Here is a 23,577-nt window from a genome sequence, read left to right on the forward strand (position 1 = left end):
TCCGGGATTGCGCGCCATGCAGGTCTGTGCAAGACAAAGGACAGCATAATCCGAACCGATCGGTCCAGTTCGATGAGCACCCATTCAACGCGCCGCACGGTGATGGTGGACACGCAGGTCCGCCCCTCAGACGTCACGCGGTATCCCGTTATCGAGGCCATGCTGGCCGTGCCGAAGGAACTCTACGTTCCTGCGTCGAAGCGCGAGACGGCCTATATCGGCGAGAACATCGACCTGGGCGGCGATCGCACGATCCTGGCGCCCAGAACGCTCTCCAAGATGCTGGATGCGCTCGATCTGGACACGGACGCGCTCGTCCTCGTCGTGGGTGGCGCCTATGGCTACGCGCCCGCGGTGGTGGCCCGCATGGTGGAGGCCGTGATCGCCATCGAGGAAGAGCCCGAGATGGTGTCCGAGGCGGAATCGACGCTGTCCTCCGAGGGCGTGGACAATGTCGCCGTGATCGAGGCGCCCCTGGCCGAAGGCGCGCCCCAGCACGGCCCGTACGATGCGATCCTGATCGAGGGTGGCGTCGAGACGATCCCCGAGGAGCTTCTCGCGCAACTCAAGGAGGAGGGGCGTATCGTCGCACTCTTCAACGAGGGCCGTCTCGGCGTGGTTCGCCTTGGCCTCAAGGTCGACGGCCGCATCTCATGGCGGGACCTGTTCAATGCGGGCGCCCCGATCATGCCCGGTTTCCTGGCGGAGCGCGCGTTCGTGTTTTGACTGACGCGGGGCCGACGGCCACACGTGACGAGTGACGACGGGCCGGTACGAGGCCGAGACTACGAGGATAACATGGCTAATTCGAATTTGCTGGCGCGCGGATTGCGCCGCCTTGTCGCTCCCGTTGCAGGAGCGCTCGCTATGTCCGCAATCCTGTCGGGTCCCCTTTCCGCCGAGACGCTGACCGATACGCTCCGCGACGCCTATCGCAATTCCAACCTGCTCGAGCAGAACCGCGCCGTTCTGCGGGCCGCCGACGAGGACGTGGCGCAGGCCATGGCGTCCCTGCGTCCGACGCTCGATTTCGTGGCCTCGTCCAACCGGACGTTCCCGCAGGACCCCGCCCAGCGTCTCGCCGGCGTGCCGCCCGTGATCACGACGGCCCAGCTTCAGGCGTCCATCACGCTCTATGCCGGCAACCGCAACCGCCTGGCCGTCGAGAGCACCAAGGAAACCGTGCTGTCCACCCGGGAGGCCCTTCGCAGCATCGAGCAGAACGTGCTCCTGGCCGCGGTGCAGGCCTACCAGGACGTGCGGTCCGCGGAGTCCTTCGTCCAGCTGCGTCAGAACAACAACCGGCTCATCACGCAGGAACTCAACGCTGCGAGGGATCGCTTCGAGGTGGGTGAGGTGACGCGGACGGATGTGGCGCTGGCCGAAAGCGCCCTGGCCGAAGCCCGCTCCCTGCTGACCTCCGCGCAGGGCGACCTCGCCACCGCGCGCGAAGCCTTCAAGCTCGCCGTCGGCCGCTTCCCCGGCGATCTGGCCGATCCGCCGCCGCCACCGGCCCTGCCCGCCACCGAAGCCGAAGCCCGCGAGATCGCGGTGCGCACCCATCCGGCGATCCTTCAGGCGCAGCGGCAGGTCACCGTCGCCGAGATCGGCATCGAGATCGCCGAGGGGGCCTACATGCCCACCGTCACAGGGTCGATAACCGGCTCCACCGATTCCTACCAGCAGGACGAGGAGCGTACGGCGTCCCTCAATTATTCCCAGCCGATCTACCGGGGGGGACAGCTGGCCTCGCTTGAGCGCCAGGCCGCGGCGCGCCGCGATCAGGCCCGCTCCAGCCTTCTGCGCACGGTGCGGGAAGTCGAGCAATCCGTCGGCAACGCCTGGGCGCAGCGGGCCGTGACCGCCGGCCTCGTGGATGCCTCCCGTCGCCAGATCGTCGCCGCGCAGACCGCCTTCGACGGCATCCGCGAGGAGGCCCGGCTCGGCGCGCGAACAACGCTCGACGTGCTCGATGCGGAGCAGGATCTGCTGAACGCCCGAGTCGTTCTGGTGGACGCGCAGGCGCAGGGCTACGTCGCGAACTTCTCGCTGCTCTCCGCCATGGGTCTGCTGACCGCTGAGCATCTGGAACTCGGCGTCCAGACCTACGATCCGGCTGCCTACTACAATGCCGTCAGGGATGCGCCGGCCTACCTCTCGCCGCGCGGTCAGAAGCTCGACAAGGTGCTGGAGCGTCTCGGGCGCCAGTGATCGGCCCGCCCATCCGGGCGGAGCCGTATACCACCCGGGTCCGTTCCCCGTTGTCGGACGTGGAGAGCTTCGGTAACCTGTTCACCATCGGGGACTGAGGAGCGGCCATGTCCAGACAAAGCAATGCGCGGGATTCCGGCGACGTGCTGTCGTCCATCCGCCGGCTCGTTGCCGCGGACCCTCTCCTCGGGCCGGGTGAGGCAGCGCGGCCCGCGATCGGGCCGGATGATGATCGGGCCCCGCCTCCTTCCGCACTGATCCTGATGCCATCACAACGGATCGAGCACATCCCGGGCGCGCCGGAATACCCGCCCGAAGCCCCCTTTGCCGAAGATGCGGCAGCGCTGGCGCAAGTGGCCGAGGTCCTGAACGGGCCAGAACCCGCCGAGGCGCCCGAAGCACCGGCTCCTGCGGCTGCGGACTCCAGTCCCGAGACGCCCACCAGGCAGCGCCCGTGGGAGGAAATCGAAGCCTATACCGACAATGCGCCCGCCGCTTGGGAGCCCGACAGGGGCGATGCCGCCGCGCGCATGGGCGATCCGGGCGAGGAGATCGCCGCCTTCTTCCGCTCGACCTTCAAGCCCGAAACCCCTGACCCCCATGGGTGTCCTTCGGGGACCGGGACGGAACGCCGGCCGGACCGCGGCGGACGCCTCGATCTGGGACGTGCCGCGGAGGACGCCGCCCGAGCGCTCCGGGACGAGGATCCTGACGGGGAGCCCGGGGGACGTGCGGAGGAGGGCGCCCTGCACGCGCCGGAGGCGCCCGTGGAGCAGGCTCCAAGCGACCTCGATACCCTGGGCAGCTTCGATCCCGGATACGACCTGCCTTGGCCCGGTGACGAGGACGACTTCGATTCCCTCGCGCCCGGGCACACGGGGCCGTCCGAACAGGAATTCTCGAGTTCCCTCGAAGATGCCCTGTCAGGGGCCGACGGCCTTGGTGGGCTCGATGAGGCGGCGCTGTCGGAGCTGGTGACCCGAATCGTCCACCGCGAGCTTCAGGGCAGTCTCGGCGAGCGCATCACGCGCAATGTCCGCAAGCTCGTCCGCAGCGAGGTGGAGCGGGCTCTCGAGCTGCGCAGGTTCGACTGACGCGCTCACGCCGAGAGGCCGCGCCCGACCCCGCGCCATGGCGGGCCGGGCCCGGCCCCATTGGCGCGCCCCGCGATCGATCATGACGGCCCGAATGTCACAGTGAAAAAACCCCGCCGGCTGCTGCCGCGGGGCGTGTGTCGGAGCAATCGCGTCCCGGAGAGGGAGGCGGGGGCCGGCGACGCATCGCCGCCGGCCCATCCGTCATCAGGCCGCTTCGGCCTGCTCGGCCGCAGCTTCGGCAGCATGACGCCGCTCGCTTTCCTCGCGGGAGAGGGCGACGGACGTCCTTACACCCTTGCCCACGAACTCCATGAGGCCAGAGACCACACGCTCGTTCGGGTCGATCCCGGCACAGCTCAGGACTTCGCGCCCGTCCTTGGAGCGCGCCCAGCGCGCAATCTGGTCAGGCCCGTTGCCGAACTTCTTGTCGTCGGCAATCGCGTCGTCGAGCGCAGCCAGCACCACGGCAGCAAAAAGCTTTCGGGCACGCTGGCCCTGCTCATGGTTGAAGGCCGTGCCATCGATGAAATCTCGCATTTCTTATCCTTATTCCCGGTCTTGCCTTTCCGGCTTGGGGCCGAATATGACGTTTTTGCAGCGATTCGGTATGCCATCAAACGCATTGCTACGTTGCGTCCAGTGCATGGCTCCCGGTATGCCCGACTCCCTCCGAGCCCAAGATATGGTAAGCTTGCGGGGCTACTGGTCCGGCGATATAGGGGCAGGCAACCAAGCTTCAACTTACATAGGCGGGATGGCGCTGCGATGCCGAAAATCAACGGCAATGAAATTCGTCCGGGTAACATACTTGAACATGATGGCGGTTTGTGGGCCGCCGTGAAGGTCGACCACGTGAAGCCGGGCAAGGGCGGCGCGTTCGCCCAGGTCGAGATGAGGAACCTCCGGAACGGCTCCAAGCTCAACGAGCGCTTTCGGTCGGCCGACAAGGTCGAGCGGGTGCGTCTGGAGCAGAAGGATCAGCAATTCCTCTACGAGAGCGATGGCATGCTGGTCTTCATGGATACCGAGACCTACGAGCAGATCGAGCTTCCCGCGGAGATCCTCGGCGACCGGCGCCCGTTCCTGCAGGACGGCATGACGATCCAGATCGAGTACCACGAGAGCGAGGCCCTGAGTGCGTCGCTGCCCCAGAAGGTCACCTGCAAGGTCGTCGAGACCGAGCCGGTGGTGAAGGGTCAGACGGCGGCGAACAGCTTCAAGCCGGCGATCCTCGACAATGGCGTGAAGGTCATGGTGCCCCCCTTCGTCGGTCAGGACGAGGACATCGTGGTGAACACCGAGACCATGGACTACTCCGAGCGCGCCTGACCTTGGGGTCATGACGTGAAGGTTGCTGGCGGCGCGCCTTGGGAGCTGATCCCGGCGCGCCGTCTCTCTTTCAGGGGTCTGAACTGGCCCTGCCGGAGGCGGTCCGCGCGAAGCGGCGCAGCGCACCCGTCGTGCCCTGGCGCAGCTTTCGTGGCGCGCGGCCTTGCCGTCAGTCCCTCGGCAGGGCCCTGATGCGCGCCCCGCCCGCTTCCATCTCTGGCCCGATGCGGTCGTGCCGGAGATAGGCCAGCCCGCGGGAGCCTGCGACCGTGTGGAGGGTTCCAGCCGGCTTGCCGCCCGAGGTGATCGGCGTGCCGGGCTCCGCGTCCCCCTCGACCTCGACCTGCACCAGACCTTTCTTCAGTTCGGTCTTGTGCCGCATCCGCGCCGTGACCTCCTGGCCGACATAGCAGCCCTTGCGGAAGTCGACCCCGCCGATATCGGCGAAGCGGTGCTCGAGGATATAGCTTTCGTTGGGCACCAGCTCGACGCAGCTTTCGGGGATCGCCGCCTCCACGCGCAGACTGTCCCAATCCGTTCCGGACGCCTCGCCCGGCGTCGCCGAAATCATGCGCCACCCGAGGGACGGGTCCCGCGGGTCCGCGAACGCCCCCTCTGGCGCCTCTCCAAGCCCGCGCAGGACGTAGAGCTCCGTCTCCTCGATCTGCACCTTCGCGCGCAGGCGGTACATGGCCAGACGCTTGCCGAGGTCCGCGGCCAGCGGCTCCGCGACGTCGAGCAGGATCCGCTCGACGTCTTGGATCAGGAAGAAATCGGCGAGGTACTTGCCCTGTGGCGTCAGGAGGGCGGTGTAGATCGGCCCCTCGGATAGCTTTTTGACGTCGGTCGTCACGAGGCCCTGCAGGAAGTCGGCGGCATCGGCGCCGCCGATGGCCAGAACCTTGCGTCCGGGCGCGGTCTCTTTGACGGTCATCGTCTTTCCCCTCTGCTGATCTGCCCGATATAGGGGAGGCACCGCCCGGTCGAAAGCGGCCTCCCCTCAGATGGACCACCCATGCCAGCACCGATCACCGTCATCGTGCCGACGCTCAATGCCGAAGCGGTTCTTCCGAAGGCGCTGGAACGCCTCATGGAGGGCTTGAAGGAGGGGTTGATCCGGGAACTCATCGTCACGGACGGCGGCTCCTCGGACGCGACGCTCGCGATCGCCGACGCTGCGGGAGCGGAGATCGTGACGGGGGCTGCGGGGCGGGGCGGCCAGGTGGCCCGAGCGATCCGCGAGGCGCGGGGGGAGTGGATCCTCGTCCTCCATGCCGATACGTGGCTGCAGCCCGGCTGGCCCGAGGCGGTGCGGTCCGCCCTCGAGCGCCCCGCTGCCGCCCACGTCTTCCGCCTCGCTTTCCGGTCTGACAGCGCCGGCGCGGCCTGGACGGCGGGGTGGGCCAATCTTCGCAGCCGCTGGGTCGGACTGCCCTACGGCGATCAGGGGCTTCTGATCGCGCGCGACCTTCTGGACGGGGTGGGCGGCTATCCGGACCTGCCTCTGATGGAGGATGTTGCGCTTGCGCGGTCCCTCAGGGGGCGCATCCGCCTCATGCCCGCCACCGCGACGACCTCGGCCGAGCGCTACGAGGCGAATGGCTGGGCGGGGCAGGGGGTGCGGAACCTCCTGAGGCTCGGCCGCTATCTGTGCGGCGCCGATCCAGCGCGGCTCCGGGCGGATTATGCCGCGCCGGTCTCCTCGTCTGCGTCCTCAGCGTCGCCGGACGAGTCCGAATTGCGGAACTGAAGGCGGTAGAGTTCTGCGTAGCGCCCGTCCTGCACCAGAAGCTCGTCATGGGTGCCTTCCTCGACCACGCGGCCGCCATCCATGACCACGATGCGGTCGGCGTTGCGAATGGTGGAGAGCCGGTGGGCGATGACGATCGTGGTGCGGCCCTCCGCAAGGCGGTCGAGCGCGGCCTGCACCACGGCCTCGGAGCGCATGTCGAGGGCGCTGGTCGCCTCGTCGAGAAGCAGGATCGGACGGTCCCGGAGAAGCGCGCGGGCAATGGCGACGCGCTGGCGCTGACCGCCCGAGAGATTGCCGCCGCGCGGGCCGGCGGGGCTGTCGAGGCCATCGGCGAGGTTGTCCACGAAATCGGTGATATGCGCCGCTTCCATAACCTCCCGCAGCCGCTCTTCGGAGACGTCGGTGCGGCCGAGCAGGATGTTCTCCCGCAGCGACTCGTCAAAGAGGAGCGCATCCTGGCTCACCATCGAGAACTGGGAGCGCAGGTTCGCCAGATCGAGATCGCGAATATTCGTGCCGGCCAGCGTGACCTCGCCGCCATCGGTCTCCACGAGCCGGGTGAGCACGTTGAAGACCGTGGACTTGCCGGCGCCGGATGCGCCCACGAGGGCCGTCGTCTCGCTAGATCTCGCGACGAAGCTCGCCTTGCGCAGGACCGGCAGGTCGCCATAGGCCAGTTCCACGTCCCTCAGTTCGATATCGCCGAGCGCCTCGGGCATCTCTTTGGGGGACCGGCTCATGACGAGATTGGGCTGGGTATCGAAGACGGCCTTGATCCGGTCCATGCTGACCGCCGTTGCCTGGAACGTGCCCGAAACCGCGCCGAGACGGCGGATCGGGTCGAAGGCGAGGGCCATTGCGGCGAAGAAGGACATGAACTCGCCGACCGTCTTGTCGCCGTTGATGATCTCGGAGCCGCCGAAGAGCAGCACTGCGCAGAAGCCGAGGCCTGACATCAGGTCGATCATCGCCGGGATCAGAGCCTTGGCGATGGACGCGCGGACCTCGCTGTTGATCCGCCGGTCGGCGAGCGCGCGGTAGCGGTCGGACTGGTAGGTCTCCAGCTCGTTCAGCTTGACGGGCGCGATGCCGTGGAACACCTCGTTCAGGCGCGTGGACATGTCCGACGCGATCTGCCGGTTTTCCCGGGTGACGGTGCGGACGAGCTTCTGGATCAGGAGCGACGGCAGGACGAGGAAGGGCGTGCCGACGAGCGCGATCAGCGTCCATTTCCAGTCGATCACCATGACGACCGTCAAAAGCGAGATGAGGCTGACGATGTCGCGTCCGACGCCGGTGATGACCACGTTCGCCACCGACTTGATGGAGCCGGTATCGCCCTTCATCCGTTCCATCAGGGCGCCGGGCGGATTGGCGGAGTGGAAGAGCGTGTCCAGCATCATCAGGTGCCGCAGCAGGTCGTGCTGGACGTTGAAGACGATCTGGTTCGAGGCGCGCGTGATGATGATGCGCTGGCCGAGATTCATCGCCGCACGGACCACGAAGATGCCGAAGATCACCCCGGCGACCCAGTAGAGCGCGTCGTAGTTGCCGGAGATGAAGACGTTGTCGAACATCGGCTTCATCATGTAGCTGAGGAGGCCCAGCATGGACCCCTCGACCGACATCAGGATGCCGGCGATGATGATGACCCAGAGGAAGCGACGGACATAGCTCGTCCACGCCCAGGCGAAGAGGCGACGCTGATCCTTGAATGACAGGTCCGGGCGGTCGTCGAGCTTGCTCATGCGCTGCGTGCCCGCCTGAAGCGGGGCCTCTCGTTGAAACTGGCCTCGATCGCCTTCGGATCGTACTCGGTGCGGAACCACTCTTCGAGGCCGATGGGAGCTTCGGCGTTGCGGTCTTCATACACGTCGAGGATGTGATCGACGATGCCGGTGCGCGTCCATTTCAGGTGCAGGTAGCGCAGCGACAGGTGGCTGCGGGCCTCCTCGAGCGGGATGCCCTCCACGATCACGCGGTAGAGCACGGCGGCGAAGCCCGCCCGGTCCGCACCGGACTTGCAATGCAGCAGGAACGGCTTGTCGATGCTCTTCAGCGTGTCGACGAGCTTGAGGATTTCCCGCCGCTTGGCGGCCTTGCGGGCGTAGATCTTGGCCGTGACGAGCCGGAGGCCGAGTGCGTCGCAGGCCTCCTTCTCGAACAGCCACGGCGAATACCTGTCCTCGCCGCGAAGGTTCAGAATCGTCGTGATCCCCATCTCCCTGTAGCGCCTGAGGCGCGCGGGGCCGGGATGGTTCGAGCGGTAGACGCCCTCGGCGACCTTGTCGAAATTGGTCCAGGGCAGGCGGAGGGCCGCGTGGTCCATCAGGTGGAAATGGACGAGCGCCTGGCGCCGTTTGGCCGGTGTCGAGATGTCGTCGCCGAACGAATTCCGGACGCGTCTCTCGATCCGCTTAAGCCACGTCGCGACGCGCTGCACCATCTCGTCCTTCGTCAATCGTCCCGGCGTGCGGGGCAGGAAAGCAACGCCCTCACCCCGCGGGTCCGCCCGGCTCTATCGCATGGCGCGGGGCAGGGGCAAGCGCGGCCCACATTGACCGGCGCGAAGCGGCGGCCTAACGCGTTGAGTGCGGGGCGCGATGAGCGCCGCTTCGAGACAAGGCTTCCCATGACCCTTTCCAACGGTATCCGCTACCTCGCCACGCCCGGCCCCTCCGTCATGCCCGAGGAGGTCCTGCGCGCCATGCACCGCAGCGCGCCCAACATCTATTTCGGCCCGCTGCACGATCTGGTGGACGGGCTGATCCCCGATCTGAAGCGCATCGCGCGGACGAGCGGCGATGTCGCGATCTATACCGCCAACGGCCACGGTATCTGGGAAGGGGCGCTGTGCAACGTTTGCCGCCGGGGGGACAGGATCCTCGCGCTGTCCACCGGGCGGTTCACGGAGCATTGGTCCGAGGTCGGCGCACGGCTCGGGCTGATCCCCGAGCTGATCGATTTCGGACGGCGGGACAGCCTCGATCCGTCCCGCATCGAAGAGGCGCTGAAAGCCGATGCCGCCCATCAGATCCGCGCCGTGATCGTATGCCACGTCGATACCTCCACGGGCGTGCGCAACGATATCGCGCCCATCCGGGAGATCCTGGACCGTCTGGAGCACCCGGCGCTCCTGATGGTCGACACGATGGCCTCGCTCGCCTGCGACAGGGTTGAGATGGACGGCTGGGGCGCCGACGTTCTTCTGGCGGGCTGCCAGAAGGGCCTGATGACGCCGCCGGGCCTCGCCTTCATCTGGTTCAACGAGAAGGCCTCGGCGGCGCGCGAGCGCTCCGACATGGCGACGCCCTACTGGGACTGGGTGCCGCGCACCCGGCCGCAGGGCTTCTACCAGTACTTCTTCGGCACCGCGCCGACGCACCATCTCTACGGGCTCCGCACCGCGGTCGACATGATCCTCGAGGAGGGGCTGGAGGCCGTCTGGCGGCGGCACGAGATCCTCGCTTCCGCGATCTGGGCCGCGGTGGAGACCTGGGGTGAGGGCGGCGCGATGGAACTCAACATCCCGCAGGCGCACCTGCGCAGTCACGCCGTCACCGCCGTGCGCCTGCCGGGGGGCGGAAAGCGTCTTCAGGACTGGCTCGAGGCGAATGTCGGCCTGACCCTCGGCATGGCGCTCCAGATCGGCGGTCCCGACGATCCCCGCTCCGAGGGTCATTTCCGCATCGGCCACATGGGTCACGTCAACGCGCAGATGATCATGGGCGTTCTGGGCAGCATCGAGGCGGGGCTGGAGGCGCTCGGCATCCCGCGGGGCGAGGGCGCGGTGGCTGCGGCCGCAAAGGTGATCGCGGAGGGGGCGGCCGGCTGAGCCGGCGACAGGGCAGGACGCCCCCCTCCCCGGGCTAACCCTTCCGCGCCTCCGAGAGCGCGACCGGAAGGGCGTCTGCGAAGACGTCCAGCACCTCGTCCGGCGCCGTCGAGACGCGGATGCACCGGTCCTGCGGGGCACGGAAGGGCATCCGGACGAAGACGTCCTGAGCCGCGAGCGCCTGTACCAGCCGCCGGGAGAAGGCGCCGTCCTCCCTGCAATCGACGGCGACGAAGTTGGTGGCCGAGGGCAGGGCGAGGAGGCCGTTATCTGTCGCGATCCGGCCGATGCGCTCCCGCGCGGACTCGACCTGACCGATCACGCGCGCGAGGTGCGCCTCGTCCCCGAGGGCGGCCAGCGCGGCGGCCTGCGAGATCCTCGGGATTCCGAAATGGTCCCGCACCTTGTCGAAGGCCCGGATGATGTCCGGCGGGGCGATGGCATAGCCGACCCTGAGCCCGGCGAGACCGTAGGCCTTGGAGAATGTCCGCAGGCGAATGAGGCGGCGGTCGGTGGTATCGAGGGGAAGGCTCTGCCCGCCGGGGGCGAACTCCGCATATGCCTCGTCCAGCACCAGAAGGGCGTCCTTCGGCAACGCGTCCAGCATCCGCGCGATGGTCTCCGGCTCGTGCCACGTGCCCATCGGGTTGTCCGGGTTGGCGTGATAGACAAGCCGTGCGCCGGTTTCCGCGGCTTTCGCGACGAGCGCTTCCGGGTCCTCGAAATCGTCCCGGTAGGGCACAGTCTCCAGCCGGCCGCCATGGGCCGCGACGTGGTAGGCGAAGGTCGGGTAGGCGCCGTCCGAGGTGACCACCGCGGATCCGTCCGAGGCGAAGAGGCGCACGAGGTCGTTGAGGATGCCGTCGATCCCGGCGCCGATGGCGATGGCCTCGGCCTCGATCCCCAGCTTGGCTGAAAGCGCGATCCTGAGATCCCAGCTCGCACTGTCGCCGTACATCCAGACGTCCGTCGCGGCGTCCTGCATGGCCGCCACCGCGGCGGGCGAGGGGCCGAAGCCGCTTTCGTTGGCACCGATCCGTGCGGCGAAGGGTCGGCCTCTCTGGCGCTCCTGCACCTCGGCGCCGACGAAGGGCACGGTCTCTGGCAGGGAACGGGCGAGGGCGGTCAATCTGGGATCACTCATGGGACGGAAGACTTGCCCGCAAGGAGGCGGGGCGGCAAGCGTGTTTCGAGATGGACGGGCGGGAGAGGCGGAGCGGGAGGCGAGGACGGTGCCACGCTGTTTCGCCCCCGGCACCCCCCTCCTTTCCCCTCCTTCGGCGGAACCGCGCTTCCTTGTCGCGCCTCGCGCCCATCGCCTTGCTCACGGAACGGAGAGCGTTACCCTCCCGCGCGACCGACCGGAGAGCCGTGACATGCCCGAAACCCCCGACTTCCTCGAAACCGCCCAGGGCCGCCGCCTTGCCTATCGCAGGATTGAGGGGACGGGCCCGTGGATCGTGTTTCTCGGCGGGCTTCGCTCCGACATGGAGGGCACGAAGGCGCTCCATCTCGAGGCTTGGGCGAAGCGGGAGAGGCGCGCCTTCCTGCGGTTCGACTATTCGGGCCACGGCGCCAGCTCCGGCACCTTCGAGGAGGGCGCGATCGGGGACTGGGCGGAGGACACCGCCGCGATGCTGGAGACGCTTCCGGGCGATATCGTCCTCGTCGGCTCCTCCATGGGCGGCTGGCAGGCGCTCCTCGCCGCGCGGGCCATGCCGGGCCGGGTCCGGGGCCTGGTCACGATCGCCGCGGCCCCCGATTTCACCGAGGACGGCTACGCCGCATCGTTCACCCCCGCCGAACGCTCGAAGCTGGAGCGGGAGGGCCGCATCGCGCGTCCCTCCGAGTACGGCGAGGACATGATCATCACCCGCCGCCTGATCGAGGATGGCCGGAGCCACCTCGTCCTGCGCACGCCGCTCTCGCTGCCGATGCCGGTCCGGATGCTGCAGGGCACGGCGGACGATGCCGTCGAGGTGTCCGTGGCGACGCGCCTTCTGGACCACGCGGAGGGCCCCGACATGCGCCTGACGCTCGTGAAGGATGCGGATCACCGCATGTCGTCCCCCGCCGAACTGGCGCTGATCGAACAGGCGCTCCGCGAGGTCCTCGTTGCTGCGGAGGGGGCGGAATGAGAGCCGCCATGTGGGTGCTCGGCCTTCTCTGCGCGGCGGTCCTGATCTTCGGTCTCGCCTGGGGCCTCGGGCCCCGCGAACCGGTGCGCGTAGTTTCGCAAGTCGATGCCGGGGACGTGCCGGAGACCAACCTCAGCCGCTGGCTCGACGAGCGGGAGGACGAAACGCCCGACCTGCGCGACGACGCCCGCAAGGAGGTCGTATGGCATGGCGAGGAGGGCCACGCGACGGTTCTGTCCGTGGTCTACCTGCACGGCTTTTCCGCCAGCCCGGCGGAATTGCGCCCGGTTCCCGATCTGGTCGCGGCGGAGCTGAAGGCGAACCTCTTCCTGATGCGCTTCAAGGGTCACGGCCGGGACGGCGCCGCGATGGCCGAGGCGAGTGTCGGAGACTACGTGGATGACGTGGCGGAGGCGCTTATCGTCGGGCGGCGCCTCGGCGAGCGCGTCCTCGTCCTTGCGACGTCGACGGGCGGCGCTGCGCTCACGCTCGCGCTCTCTGCAAACCCGGATCTGCGCCGGGACCTCCACGGCGTCGTGATGATGTCTCCGAACTTCAGGATGAAGGCGACGGGATCGGCGCTTCTGACATGGCCGTTCGCGCGGAGCTTCGTGCCCGTCCTGCTTGGCGACAGCCGCGGCTTCGACCCCCAAAGCGAGTCCCATGCGTCCCATTGGACCGAGAGCTATCCCAGCCGCGCCCTCATGCCGATGGCCGCGCTCGTCAAGGCGGCGCGGGAGGCGGATGTGTCGGGGATCGAGGCGCCCGCGCTTTTCCTCGTCTCGCCCACCGATACCGTCGTCTCCTCCGAGGCCACGCGGGAGGTGTCGCTGCGCTGGGGCGGGGCCGCGACCTTCGAAAGCTGGCATCTGAAGCCGGGGGACGACCCGGACGGCCACGTCCTCGGCGGCCGTATCCTCAGTCCGGGTTCGACGGACGCCCTCGCGGCCCGCATCGACGCCTTCGCCGGCAGCGTCTGACGGCCCGGACCCGGAACCGCCGCCGTGTCGTTGGTCCCCCGAAGAGAGGGGCCGAGCGCCCCGTTCCAGCCGAACGCCAGGGGGCGCGACATGACACAGCACGACATCGGATCGCTTCAGAGCATCGAGGAGAACACGCCGGTGAAGGCAGATGCCGGCGGTACGGACATTCTCATCATCCGCCGCGGAGACGAGGTGACGGCGCTGGCCCATGCCTGCCCTCACTTCGGCCTGCCGCTCTCCAAGGGCCATCTCGATGGCGACCGGCTGATCTGCGCCTTCCACCACGCCTGCTTCGATGTCGGCACCGGCAAGCAGACCGAGCCACCGGGCCATAACGATCTTCGCCGCTACGAGGTGGAGGTCCGGGACGGGCGCGTGCTGGTCGAGGTCGAGGACGGGGCAGAGGCCCATCTCGAGCCTGCATTCACCACGCGCGGGGCTGACACGAGGCGCTTTGTCATCGTCGGCAGCGGAGCCGTGGCCGATGCGGCGGCCCTGACCCTGCGGGAGAACGGGTTTTCGGGCGCGATCGCGATGATCTCGCCCGAGGAGGCGCCGCCCTACGACCGGACCCTGATGAGCAAGGCCGTTCTCGCGGGAGGCGATGGTCCCCGCGGGCCGACCATTACCGGGGCGGACATGCTGGCTGCTCGGGACATCGAGCTGCTGCGGGGCACCGTGCGCGCCGTCTCGCCCGAAGAGAAGACCCTCTCGCTGGAGGATGGCGGTACGGAGGCATTCGACGCTCTTCTGGTCGCGCCGGGGGGAACCCTGAACACGCTCGGCGCGCCGGGCGAGGATCTTCCCGGCATTCACGGCCTGCGCTCCCGCGTGCAGGCGGAGCGGATCGCGAAGGAGGCTGAGGGCGCCCGCCGCGCCGTGATCGTCGGCGGCGGCTTCATCGGCCTCGAGGCCGCGCTGTCGCTGGCCAAGCGCGATATCGACGTGACGGTGGTTCTGCGCGACCCGGTGCCGATGAGGGGCGTGGTGGGCGAGCGTGTCGGCCGGGCGATCCGCGCCGAGCATGAGGCGGAGGGCGTGACCTTCGTCGAGGGCGAGGTGACCGGTTTCGAGGGAGAGGAGCGCGTCAGCGCGGCCCGGCTCGAGAGCGGGGACAGTATCGAGGCGGACCTCGTTCTCGTCGCCATCGGCGTCACCCCGGCGACCGCCCGAATAGGCGGTCTGAACGCCGAGGCCGATGGCGGCGTCCTCACCGGGCCGGACCTCTCCGTTCCCGGCGCGCCGGGTCTCTTCGCCGCGGGGGACGTGGCGCAGGTGCCGACGCCATGGGGCCGCGTGCGGATCGAGCATTGGCGTGTCGCCCGGCAGCACGGGATGCGTGCGGCGCGGGCAATGATGGGCGAGCGTGTCGAGGAGGTCGGGGTGCCGTTCTTCTGGACCGCGCTGAAGCGCCAGTACCGTTATCTCGGCCATGCCGAGGACTGGGACGAGATCGTCATCGACGGCGCGCCAGAGGATGGCGGTGATTTCGTCGCCAGGTACATCAAGGATGGCAAGGTGATGGCCCTCTTCGGCGCCGGGCGCGATGCCGAGATCGCCGAGGCGCACGCCCGGATGATCCGCAAGGGTGGACCGCTGGACCGGTAAGGTTCAGGTTCAGAGGCACGGGCGGGCTGTCCCGAGTGGTCGGACCCTTTCGCCTCGCCCTGCGCCGGATCGCCCGGGGCAGACGGGTCAACATCGCTCCCCCATCGATTGCGGGGGGCGTCCGTCGCGGTTATGTCCCGCGAAAGTCGCCCCATCGAGGCGGCGCATTGGAAGGATCTCTTTGCCATGCGGCTCATCGCCTGCACCGCCCTCGCGACCCTCGTCAGCTTTCCCGCCCTGGCGGACGAGCTCGAGGAAGAGGCCGTCGCACTCTTCGAGGCGGCCTATCCCGAAGACCAGTGCTGGAGTTATTACGAGAGCCGTCCCGCGCCCCAGCGGAGGGAGTTCACCGTGGAGGGAGGCGCGGAGCCGGAGACGGTCACGACCTTCGAATTCACCTGCATTTCCGCGGCCTACAACGTCGTGAAGGCGGTTCTTCTGCACACGCAGATCGATGGCCTGCGCGTGCAGAGCTTCGCCTATCCCGCGATGGACATCACCTATGAGGGCGGCAGCGATGTCGACGCCCCGGCCGGCCCGGTGGAGACGATCGAAATCGTCGGTTACGGCACCAAGAGCGGTGTGACCACGCCCGTCACCGACGAGGAAACCGGGCAGATCGTCGCCGAGGAAAAATGGCGGGGCATCGGCGATGCGGGCACGTCCGGCACGTGGACGTTGACGCCGGGCGGGTACATCCTGACGGGCTTCGAGATCGACGCGACCTATAACGGAGAGATCGATCCGGTGACCGTCCTCGAAGGCGGCGAGCCGGTCACGTCGGAGTAACGGCGAGGGGGGCAGACGCCGCGACCCGTGGCGCGCTCCCGGCCTCGCGGCGGCATAAACGGCAAAAGGGGCGCCCGCGGGCGCCCCATTGTCTTTTCAGGCCCGGACGTCGCGCCTCACGCCGCCTTGCTTCGGCGGTTGGAGCGGGCGTTCTTCTTGGTGAAGTCGAGCACGAGCGGGCGGATGTTGTTCCGCCAGGACCGGCCGGCGAAGATGCCGTAATGGCCGGCTCCGGGCTCGAGGTGCTCCGCCTTCATGTCATCCGGCAGGCCCTTCAGCATCTCCAGCGCGGCGACGCATTGGCCGGGCGCGGAGATGTCGTCGTTCGCGCCTTCCACGGTCATCACGGCGACGTCGTGGATCGCGTCGATGTCGCAATGCTCGCCGTTCACGGTGAAGACGTTCTTCGCGATCTCCCGCTCCTTGAAGACGCGCTCGACGGTGGAGAGGTAGAACTCCGCCGTCATGTCCATCACGGCAAGATACTCGTCGTAGAACTTGTTGTGCCGGTCGTGATCGGACGCGGTGCCGCGGGCGACGTTGACCACCTGGTTGAAGAATGCCTTCGCGTGGGTGTCCGCATTCATCGCGATGAACGAGGTGAGCTGCTGAAGGCCCGGATAGACGAGACGCCCGGCGCCGGCGAACTTGTAGCCCACCCGCTGGATCACGTGTTGCTCGAGCTGGCCCATGGTGACGGAGGCGCCGAAATCGGTCACTTCCGTGGGCGCGGCGCCGGGGTCGATCGGACCGCCGATGAGCGTGAGCGTGGACGGCTGCGCCTCTGGCTCGTGCTTGGCGAGGTAGGCCGTTGCGGCGAGCGCCAGCGGCGCGGGCTGGCATACGGCGACGACATGCGTGTCCGGCCCCATATGCCGGATGAAATCGACGAGGTAGAGGGTGTAGTCCTCCACGTCGAACTTGCCCTTCGAGACGGGAATGTCCCGCGCGTTGTGCCAGTCCGTGACGTAGAGGTCGCAATCGGGCAGCAGCGAGGCCACCGTGGAGCGCAGGAGCGTCGCGTAATGCCCCGACATGGGCGCGACGAGCAGCACCTTGCGCTCGACATCCTCGCGGCCTTGCACGGAGAAGTGCAGAAGATCGCCGAAGGGCGCCGCGATGACCGTTTCCATCTCGACGAGGTGGTCGCGGCCGTCCTCGCCGACGACGGTGTCGATCTGCCAGTCCGGCTTCATCGCCATGCGGGAGAAGCTGCGCTCAGTGACTTCGCCCCAAGCGGCGGTGAGGCGCACCATCGGGTTGAGGCTGAGACCGAATGCGGGGTGCGAGAACATCGCCTTCGCCGTCGATCCGAACCATTCGTTTGTGATGCGGGCGGATTCCATAAGGTCGTAGGTCGCCATGGGCTTCATGGGCGGTCTCCCTCTCTTCGGCGCACGGCCGGGCAAAATCGCCGCTTTGCCTCCCTACGCAGGCGACGTTACGATGAGGTGAAACTAGGGGGGCAAGCAGGGCATGACAACCGACGATGACGGAAGCGGTCCGAACCTGGAGGCCTTGAACGCCAACATAGAGCGCATCGAGGATCTGTCGCAGAGGCTGGTCTCGGCCCTCGCGCAGCGCCGGAAGATATCGCCGTCGCTCCAGGGGCCTGGCGAGGATCTCTACATGAAAGCGGCCTCCGCCTGGATGGCGGAGATGATGTCGAACCCCTCCAAGATGATCGAGCACCAGGTCGGTTACTGGGGCAAGACGCTCAAGCACTACGTCGAGGCACAGCAGTCGCTGACCTCCGGCAAGTTCGCCGCGCCCGAGGATCCGGGGCCGAACGACCGGCGCTTCGCCGGGGATCTGTGGCAGACGCATCCCTACTACAACTGGCTCAAGCAGCAGTACCTTCTGTCCTCCGAGGCGATCACCGGGGCGGTGGAGAAGCTCGATCACCTGGAGCCGCGCGACCGCAAGCGGCTCGAGTACTTCTCCCGCCAGATCGTGGACATGGCCTCGCCCGCGAATTTCCTCGGCACCAATCCGGATGCGCTGGCCCGGGCGGTCGAGACGGACGGGCAGAGCCTCGTGGACGGGCTCGAGAACCTCGTGCGCGATCTGGAAGCGAACCGGGGGGACCTGCTTGTCACCCTTGCCGATCCCGACGCGTTCAAGGTGGGGGAGAACATCGGCTGCACCGAAGGCTCGGTGGTCTTCCGCAACCGGCTGATGGAACTGATCCAGTACGCGCCCCGCACCGAGACGGTGCATCGCACGCCGCTGGTAATCTTCCCGCCCTGGATCAACAAGTTCTACATCCTCGATCTCAACGCCGAGAAGAGCTTCATCCGCTGGGCGGTGGAGCAGGGGCATACCGTCTTCGTCGTCTCCTGGGCGAACCCGGATGCCAGCTATGCCGATGTCGGCATGAACGATTACGTCGAGGAGGGCTTTCTGACCGCCATCGAGGAGGTGAAAGGCATCTGCGGCGAGGAGAAGGTCAACGCGATCGGCTACTGCATCGCCGGCACGACCCTCTCCGCGACGCTCGCGCTGATGAAGAAGCGGGGCGATGCCTCCGTCCGGTCCGCAACCTTCTTCACCACGCTGACCGACTTCTCGGACCAGGGCGAGGTCGGCGTCTTTCTCGATGACGATTTCGTGGACGGGATCGAGGAGGAGGTGACGCGCAGCGGCGTGCTCGACAGTTTCTACATGTCCCGAACGTTCTCCTTCCTGCGCGCGAACGACCTCGTCTATCGCCCCGCGATCAAGAGCTACATGATGGGCGAACGGCCGCCCGCCTTCGATCTGCTGTTCTGGAACGGGGACGGGACGAACCTGCCCGCGCGCATGGCGGTGGAGTACCTGAGGGGGCTCTGCCAGGAGGACAGGTTGGCAGAGGGCACGTTCCGGCTCTGCGGCGAGACGGTGGCGCTGTCCGATGTGTCGGTGCCGCTCTGCGCCGTCGCCTGCGAGACGGATCACATCGCCGCCTGGCGCTCGTCCTACCGCGGAATTCGCCAGATGGGCAGCCGCAGCAAGACGTTCATCCTGGCCGAGAGCGGACATATCGCGGGCATCGTGAATCCGCCCGCGAAGAACAAGTACGGCTTCTTTCTCAACGAGGACATGCCGGAGCTGCCCGAGGACTGGAAGGAGGGGGCGGCGCGTCAGAGCGGCTCCTGGTGGCCGAGCTGGGCGTCCTGGATCAAGTCCCGCGCAGGCGCGCAGGTGCCGGCCCGCACGCCGGGGACGACCGCCCGTCCCGCGCTGGCAGCGGCTCCCGGCACGTATGTCCTCCCCGGCGAGGCGGCCTGAACTCGTCGCCTCGGCGCGCTCGCCTCGCCACGGTCCGGCCTCGGCACGGGGGCAGGGCGGATCCCCACTTCGTCCTGACGCCGAGGCCGGGTGACCTAGGGGGAACTTTTTTTGCTGCAGTGCAGAATATCCCCTTGTCATGCTGCAGTGCGGCATCTATTTACATTGGGCAAGGGCGCGGGACGGCCACAGGGGCCGCACACCCGGCGCATTGATGCTAAGGAGTGATATCGTGACCAAGGCCGACGACATGAACAAGATGATGCAAGAAATGATGGCGGCGTTCCCCTATGACGCCTCTTCCCTGCAGGACGCGTTCAAGACGTCCGCCGCGCTCGGCGAGAAGATGTCCCGGGTCGCCATCGAGGCTGCCGAGAAATCCACCGAGATTTCCGCGCGCTGGACCAAGGACAGCCTGACCAAGGTGTCCGAGATGACCAAGGTGAAGGACGATCCGCAGGACTACACGAAGGCGATGACCGATTTCGCCTCCGCGCAGGCCGAGATGTCCGCCGAGACCATGGCGGCCTTCGCCGAAGTCGCGAAGAAGGTCCAGATGGAGACGGTCGAGCTGATGCTTGCCGCCGGCAAGGACTTCTCCGAGGACGCGACCGCCGCCGTGAAAAAGGCGACGACCGACGCCACCGCGGCCACCAAGAAAGCGACGTCCGCGGCCGCCTGATCAGGCGCCGGACGACCAAAAGAACGCGGACCCGTGCAGGCGCCTCCCTCCTGCACGGATTCGGGGGAAGGGCGGGGCGCCATGCAGGCGCACCCGCCCTTTTCGTGCGACGCGGCTTTCCTTTCCCAAATCGCTGCCCTACCTTTCCCCGACTGCCGAGGGGAGGACGTGAAGTGTCCGACGAGACGTCTGTGCTTTTGATCAAGCGCTATGCGAGCCGGCGGCTCTACAATACCGAGACGAGCGACTACGTGACGCTCGAGGATATCGCGTCCTTCATCCGCGCCGGGCGCGAGGTGAAGATCGTCGATCTTAAATCGGGCGACGACCTGACCCGCCAGTACCTTCTCCAGATCATCGCCGAGAACGAGAGCAAGGGCGAAAGCGTCCTTCCGCTCGACGTGCTCACCGATCTCGTCCGCTCCTACCAGGGCAAGGCGGGGTCCGTGGTGCCGCAGTTCCTTGCCATGTCCTTCGACATGCTCCGTGAAGGGCCGTCCAAGGCGGTCGAGAACATGACGCGCATGAACCCGATGGCGACGATGCCGGGCTTCGATCAGATGGTGAAGCAGCAGGAAGCGTTCATGAAGGCGATGACCGGCGGGATGCCCTCCGGATGGTCCGGGCCGAGCCCCGAGGCGGCGCAAGAGACGCCCGCGGCCGCCTCCGCCGGCGGGGACGATCTCGAGGAGATTCGCCGCCAGGTCGCTGAACTCAAGGAAGAATTGCGCGCCGCGAAGGGTAAGTAAGAGGGCCGCTTTCCCTGGCTTCGGCCCTCCGTCACGCCCTCTGCCGATTGGGCATTGCTCTTGAGCGCGAGAAACCGCTACTGTCGTGCGAAGGGCCTGCGCGGCCGAGCCGTGCGTTTCCTTACGAAAATTTCACTGATCTGGAAGATGGTGAGCCCGCGATAGTCGGTCCTCCCCCGCCCGGTCAGCGTCACCCGGCCGCACCCTCGTGCGGCCACGCCCGGTCCCGCGTTCCGCGGAAATGGGTTCACCGAACTGGATGCGTCACGGCTGATGGCCGGATCGCATCGGAGATCAAACGCGATGCAAGGCGCGGTCGGACATGAGCAGGCAGGCAGGGTGCTTCACAGCGCCGCGGCCGCCGCGTTCCATGAGCGTGCCATCGCCCCAACACAAAACCCCCGACAATTCCGCACGGCCAAGTCGCCGCCCGGTTCGCGGGGGGTCTTGAGAGACTCATGGCAAAAAAGATGCTTATCGATGCCACCCACGCGGAAGAAACCCGCGTCGTGGTGGTGGACGGAAACAAGGTCGAGGAGTTCGACTTCGAAACCGTCAATCGCCGGCAGCTCGCCGGTAATATCTACCTCGCGAAGGTCACACGGGTAGAGCCGTCCCTTCAGGCCGCCTTCGTCGATTACGGCGGCAACCGGCACGGCTTCCTCGCCTTCTCCGAAGTCCACCCCGACTATTACCAGATCCCCAAGGCGGACCGCGATGCGCTCCTCGCCGAGGAAATGGCGCTGGCCGAGGCCGAACAGGATGAGAGCGGCGACGAGGACGGCAAGTCCGGTGGACGCTCGTCCGGCGGTCGCAGCCGCTCGCGCAGCCGGTCCCGCTCCCAGAAGGCGAGCACGGACGGCGATGCCGTCGCCACGCAGGAGACGTCCGCCGAGGGCGGCCCCTCGGGCATGGACGTCGTCGATCTCGGCGATGAGGAGGACGGCGATGCCCCGGCGCAGGTGCCAGACGCACCCGAGCCGCCCGTCGCCGCCGACACCGACGGGGACGAGGGCGCGTCCCGCGATACCCGCGGGGACGATATCGAATCCGTCGCCGACGAGGATGTCAGCGAAGAGATCCGCGCGCCGAAGCCGCGGGCCCGTCGCTACAAGATCCAGGAAGTCATAAAGGTTCGCCAGATCCTCCTCGTGCAGGTCGTGAAGGAAGAGCGTGGCAACAAGGGCGCCGCGCTGACCACGTACCTGTCGCTCGCGGGCCGTTACTGCGTGCTGATGCCGAATACCGCCCGCGGCGGCGGCATCTCCCGCAAGATCACCAACGCGACCGACCGCAAGAAGCTCAAGGAAATTGCCTCGGGCATCGAGGTGCCGAAAGGCGCCGGTCTCATCATCCGCACCGCCGGCGCGCAGCGCACCAAGGCCGAGATCAAGCGGGACTACGAGTACCTTCTGCGCCTCTGGGAACAGATCAGGGAGCTCACGCTGAAAAGCATCGCGCCCGCGCCGATCTACGAGGAAGGCAACCTGATCAAGCGCTCGATCCGCGACCTCTACAATCGTGAGATCGACGAGGTCTGGGTCGAAGGCGAAACCGGCTATCGCGTGGCCAAGGACTTCATGAAGATGATCATGCCGTCCCACGCCAAGAACGTGAAACAGTACACCGATCCCATGCCGCTCTTCGCGCGGCACCAGGTCGAGAGCTACCTGTCGGGCATGTTCAACCCGACGGTGCAGCTCAAATCCGGCGGCTACATCGTCATCGGCATCACCGAGGCGCTCGTTGCGATCGACGTCAACTCCGGCCGGGCCACCAAGGAAGGCTCGATCGAGGAGACGGCGACCAAGACCAACCTCGAAGCGGCCGAGGAGGTGGCGCGCCAGCTCCGTCTGCGCGACCTCGCGGGTCTCATCGTGATCGACTTCATCGACATGGAAGAGCGCAAGAACAACGCCGCCGTCGAGAAGCGCTTCAAGGACAAGCTGAAGACCGACCGCGCCCGCATCCAGGTCGGCCGCATCTCCGGCTTCGGCCTGATGGAGATGAGCCGTCAGCGCCTGAGGCCCGGCATGCTCGAGGCGACGACGCAGCCCTGTCCCCACTGCCACGGCACGGGACTGCTGCGCTCCGACGACTCGCTCGGCCTGATCATCCTGCGACAGATCGAGGAGGAGGGGACTCGCGACCGCACCCGCGAAGTGCTGATCAAGGCGCCCACCGGCATCGTCAACTTCCTGATGAACGACAAGCGCGAGCACATCGCCGGGATCGAGGCGCGCTATGGCTTGGCCGTCAGGATCGAGAGCGACCCGATGCTGATCTCGCCCGACTACACGATCGAGAAGTTCAAGACGGCGACGCGCAACGTGGCAGAGGTCACGGCGCCCGTCATTTCCGTGGACACGTCTGACATGCCGGAGCTCCTTCCCGAAGAGGAGGAGCTGGAGGACGCGACGGACAACCTCCCCGGCGCCGAGGCTCCGGCCGAGGTCGAGGTGCAGGGCGGATCTGATGCGGAGACGCCCTCGTCCGAGGAAGACAAGCCGAAGAAGAAGCGCCGTCGTCGGCGTCGGCGCGGCAAGGGTGGCGGCAACGGCGATCAGCAGGGCGGCGATCAGCAGGGCGATACGTCCGAGACTGGCGCGCAAGGCGAGAGCTCCGATGCTGAAACGGCCTCTGAGGAGCAGGACGGATCCGATGCCGGCTCCGGGGAAGAGCCGCAGGAGGAGCAGCCGAAGAAGAGCCGGTCCCGCACGCGCAGTCGCTCCCGCAGCCGCAAGCCGGCCGTGACGGACGCCGAGCAACCGGCGGAACCGCACCAGGCACCGGACGAGACCCCCGCGCCCGCCGCGGTCGTCGAAGCGGAGGCGATCGCGCCCGAAGGCGCCCCGCAGATCGCCGATGCGGCATCCGGGGCCGGGGCGCTCTCCCCGCGCATGCCCGAGGAGGCAAGCGCGCCCCAGCCGGAGCGGGATGAGGCGCCGGCCCCGACGACACCGGCGCCCGTGGAGCACCCTGTGCCCGCCGAGGAGCCGGCCCCCGTTGCCAGCGCGCCCGAGCCGGAGCCCCAGCCCGAACCGGCCGCCGAGGACGAGAGCGAGACGAAGGACAGCAAGCCCAAGCGTCGCGGGTGGTGGTCCCTCGCACGCTGAAGCTTGAAGCCGAAAAC

General features: G+C 67.5%; 20 protein-coding genes. 14 read left to right on the forward strand and 6 right to left on the reverse strand.

The window, feature by feature from the left end; all coding sequences use genetic code 11:
- The first annotated feature begins 72 nt into the window (after window positions 1-72).
- The 3 genes from RM543_RS11400 to RM543_RS11410 all read left to right on the forward strand — a co-directional run bounded on the left by RM543_RS11400 (window position 73) and on the right by RM543_RS11410 (window position 3,305).
- On the forward strand, window positions 73-726 hold the full coding sequence (locus tag RM543_RS11400; RefSeq protein ID WP_311691705.1) for a protein-L-isoaspartate O-methyltransferase family protein: 654 nt from the start codon (window positions 73-75) through the stop codon (window positions 724-726).
- Window positions 727-867: 141 nt separating this feature from the next.
- Entirely contained in the window at window positions 868-2,211 is a 1,344-nt protein-coding gene (locus RM543_RS11405) for a TolC family outer membrane protein (protein WP_311691707.1), read from the forward strand.
- Window positions 2,212-2,318: 107 nt separating this feature from the next.
- A complete protein-coding gene (locus RM543_RS11410) occupies window positions 2,319-3,305 on the forward strand; it encodes a hypothetical protein (protein WP_311691709.1) in 987 nt (328 codons plus the stop codon).
- Between the two features lie 207 nt (window positions 3,306-3,512).
- Here RM543_RS11410 and RM543_RS11415 read toward each other — a convergent pair whose 3' ends face one another.
- Window positions 3,513-3,845, reverse strand: coding sequence for a DUF6280 family protein (locus RM543_RS11415; protein ID WP_116084468.1), 333 nt, complete (start codon window positions 3,843-3,845; stop codon window positions 3,513-3,515).
- Between the two features lie 228 nt (window positions 3,846-4,073).
- Here RM543_RS11415 and efp point away from each other — a divergent pair, with 228 nt between their 5' ends.
- Entirely contained in the window at window positions 4,074-4,637 is a 564-nt protein-coding gene (efp, locus tag RM543_RS11420; protein WP_311691712.1) for an elongation factor P, read from the forward strand.
- A gap of 169 nt (window positions 4,638-4,806) precedes the next feature.
- Here the strand turns inward: efp and ygfZ are convergent, their stop codons facing one another.
- Entirely contained in the window at window positions 4,807-5,571 is a 765-nt protein-coding gene (ygfZ, locus tag RM543_RS11425) for a CAF17-like 4Fe-4S cluster assembly/insertion protein YgfZ (RefSeq protein ID WP_311691714.1), read from the reverse strand.
- Window positions 5,572-5,652: 81 nt separating this feature from the next.
- Here ygfZ and RM543_RS11430 point away from each other — a divergent pair, with 81 nt between their 5' ends.
- Complete coding sequence (locus RM543_RS11430; RefSeq protein ID WP_311691716.1) at window positions 5,653-6,387, forward strand: TIGR04283 family arsenosugar biosynthesis glycosyltransferase; 735 nt, start codon at window positions 5,653-5,655, stop codon at window positions 6,385-6,387.
- Here the strand turns inward: RM543_RS11430 and RM543_RS11435 are convergent.
- Both RM543_RS11435 and RM543_RS11440 read right to left on the reverse strand, forming a co-directional pair.
- Complete coding sequence (locus RM543_RS11435) at window positions 6,321-8,138, reverse strand: ABC transporter ATP-binding protein (RefSeq protein ID WP_311691718.1); 1,818 nt, start codon at window positions 8,136-8,138, stop codon at window positions 6,321-6,323. The genes RM543_RS11430 and RM543_RS11435 overlap by 67 nt on opposite strands.
- Window positions 8,135-8,851, reverse strand: a complete 717-nt coding sequence (locus tag RM543_RS11440) for a fused DSP-PTPase phosphatase/NAD kinase-like protein (protein WP_311691719.1) — start codon at window positions 8,849-8,851, stop codon at window positions 8,135-8,137. The genes RM543_RS11435 and RM543_RS11440 overlap by 4 nt, the downstream gene beginning before the upstream one ends.
- 171 nt (window positions 8,852-9,022) lie before the next feature.
- Here RM543_RS11440 and RM543_RS11445 point away from each other — a divergent pair, with 171 nt between their 5' ends.
- Window positions 9,023-10,225, forward strand: coding sequence for a pyridoxal-phosphate-dependent aminotransferase family protein (locus tag RM543_RS11445; protein ID WP_311691721.1), 1,203 nt, complete (start codon window positions 9,023-9,025; stop codon window positions 10,223-10,225).
- 34 nt (window positions 10,226-10,259) lie between these two features.
- Here the strand turns inward: RM543_RS11445 and RM543_RS11450 are convergent, their stop codons facing one another.
- Entirely contained in the window at window positions 10,260-11,369 is a 1,110-nt protein-coding gene (locus RM543_RS11450) for a pyridoxal phosphate-dependent aminotransferase (RefSeq protein ID WP_311691723.1), read from the reverse strand.
- Between the two features lie 232 nt (window positions 11,370-11,601).
- Here RM543_RS11450 and RM543_RS11455 point away from each other — a divergent pair, with 232 nt between their 5' ends.
- From RM543_RS11455 to RM543_RS11470, 4 genes are all read left to right on the forward strand, one after another.
- Complete coding sequence (locus tag RM543_RS11455; protein ID WP_311691725.1) at window positions 11,602-12,363, forward strand: alpha/beta fold hydrolase; 762 nt, start codon at window positions 11,602-11,604, stop codon at window positions 12,361-12,363.
- Entirely contained in the window at window positions 12,360-13,343 is a 984-nt protein-coding gene (locus tag RM543_RS11460; RefSeq protein WP_311691727.1) for an alpha/beta hydrolase, read from the forward strand. The genes RM543_RS11455 and RM543_RS11460 overlap by 4 nt, the downstream gene beginning before the upstream one ends.
- 90 nt (window positions 13,344-13,433) lie before the next feature.
- Window positions 13,434-14,954 carry an FAD-dependent oxidoreductase gene (locus RM543_RS11465; RefSeq protein ID WP_311691729.1) on the forward strand — a complete coding sequence of 507 codons (1,521 nt, stop codon included), beginning with the start codon at window positions 13,434-13,436 and terminating at the stop codon, window positions 14,952-14,954.
- A 132-nt stretch (window positions 14,955-15,086) separates the two neighbouring features.
- The gene (locus tag RM543_RS11470; RefSeq protein WP_311691731.1) at window positions 15,087-15,743 is read left to right on the forward strand and encodes a hypothetical protein; all 657 of its coding nucleotides are present in this window, start codon (window positions 15,087-15,089) and stop codon (window positions 15,741-15,743) included.
- Window positions 15,744-15,859: 116 nt separating this feature from the next.
- Here RM543_RS11470 and phaZ read toward each other — a convergent pair whose 3' ends face one another.
- Complete coding sequence (phaZ, locus tag RM543_RS11475) at window positions 15,860-17,116, reverse strand: polyhydroxyalkanoate depolymerase (RefSeq protein ID WP_311691733.1); 1,257 nt, start codon at window positions 17,114-17,116, stop codon at window positions 15,860-15,862.
- Window positions 17,117-17,219: 103 nt separating this feature from the next.
- Between phaZ and RM543_RS11480 the strand changes: the two genes are divergently transcribed.
- From RM543_RS11480 to RM543_RS11495, 4 genes are all read left to right on the forward strand, one after another.
- A complete protein-coding gene (locus tag RM543_RS11480; protein WP_311691735.1) occupies window positions 17,220-19,013 on the forward strand; it encodes a PHA/PHB synthase family protein in 1,794 nt (597 codons plus the stop codon).
- 232 nt (window positions 19,014-19,245) lie between these two features.
- Window positions 19,246-19,695 carry a phasin family protein gene (locus RM543_RS11485; protein WP_432280454.1) on the forward strand — a complete coding sequence of 150 codons (450 nt, stop codon included), beginning with the start codon at window positions 19,246-19,248 and terminating at the stop codon, window positions 19,693-19,695.
- A gap of 173 nt (window positions 19,696-19,868) precedes the next feature.
- Complete coding sequence (gene phaR, locus RM543_RS11490) at window positions 19,869-20,444, forward strand: polyhydroxyalkanoate synthesis repressor PhaR (RefSeq protein WP_311691739.1); 576 nt, start codon at window positions 19,869-19,871, stop codon at window positions 20,442-20,444.
- A 458-nt stretch (window positions 20,445-20,902) separates the two neighbouring features.
- On the forward strand, window positions 20,903-23,560 hold the full coding sequence (locus RM543_RS11495) for an Rne/Rng family ribonuclease (protein ID WP_311691741.1): 2,658 nt from the start codon (window positions 20,903-20,905) through the stop codon (window positions 23,558-23,560).
- The last annotated feature ends 17 nt before the right edge of the window (window positions 23,561-23,577 follow it).

It is taken from the genome of Tropicimonas omnivorans (assembly GCF_031846565.1).
Classification (GTDB): Bacteria; Pseudomonadota; Alphaproteobacteria; order Rhodobacterales; family Rhodobacteraceae; genus Tropicimonas_B; species Tropicimonas_B omnivorans.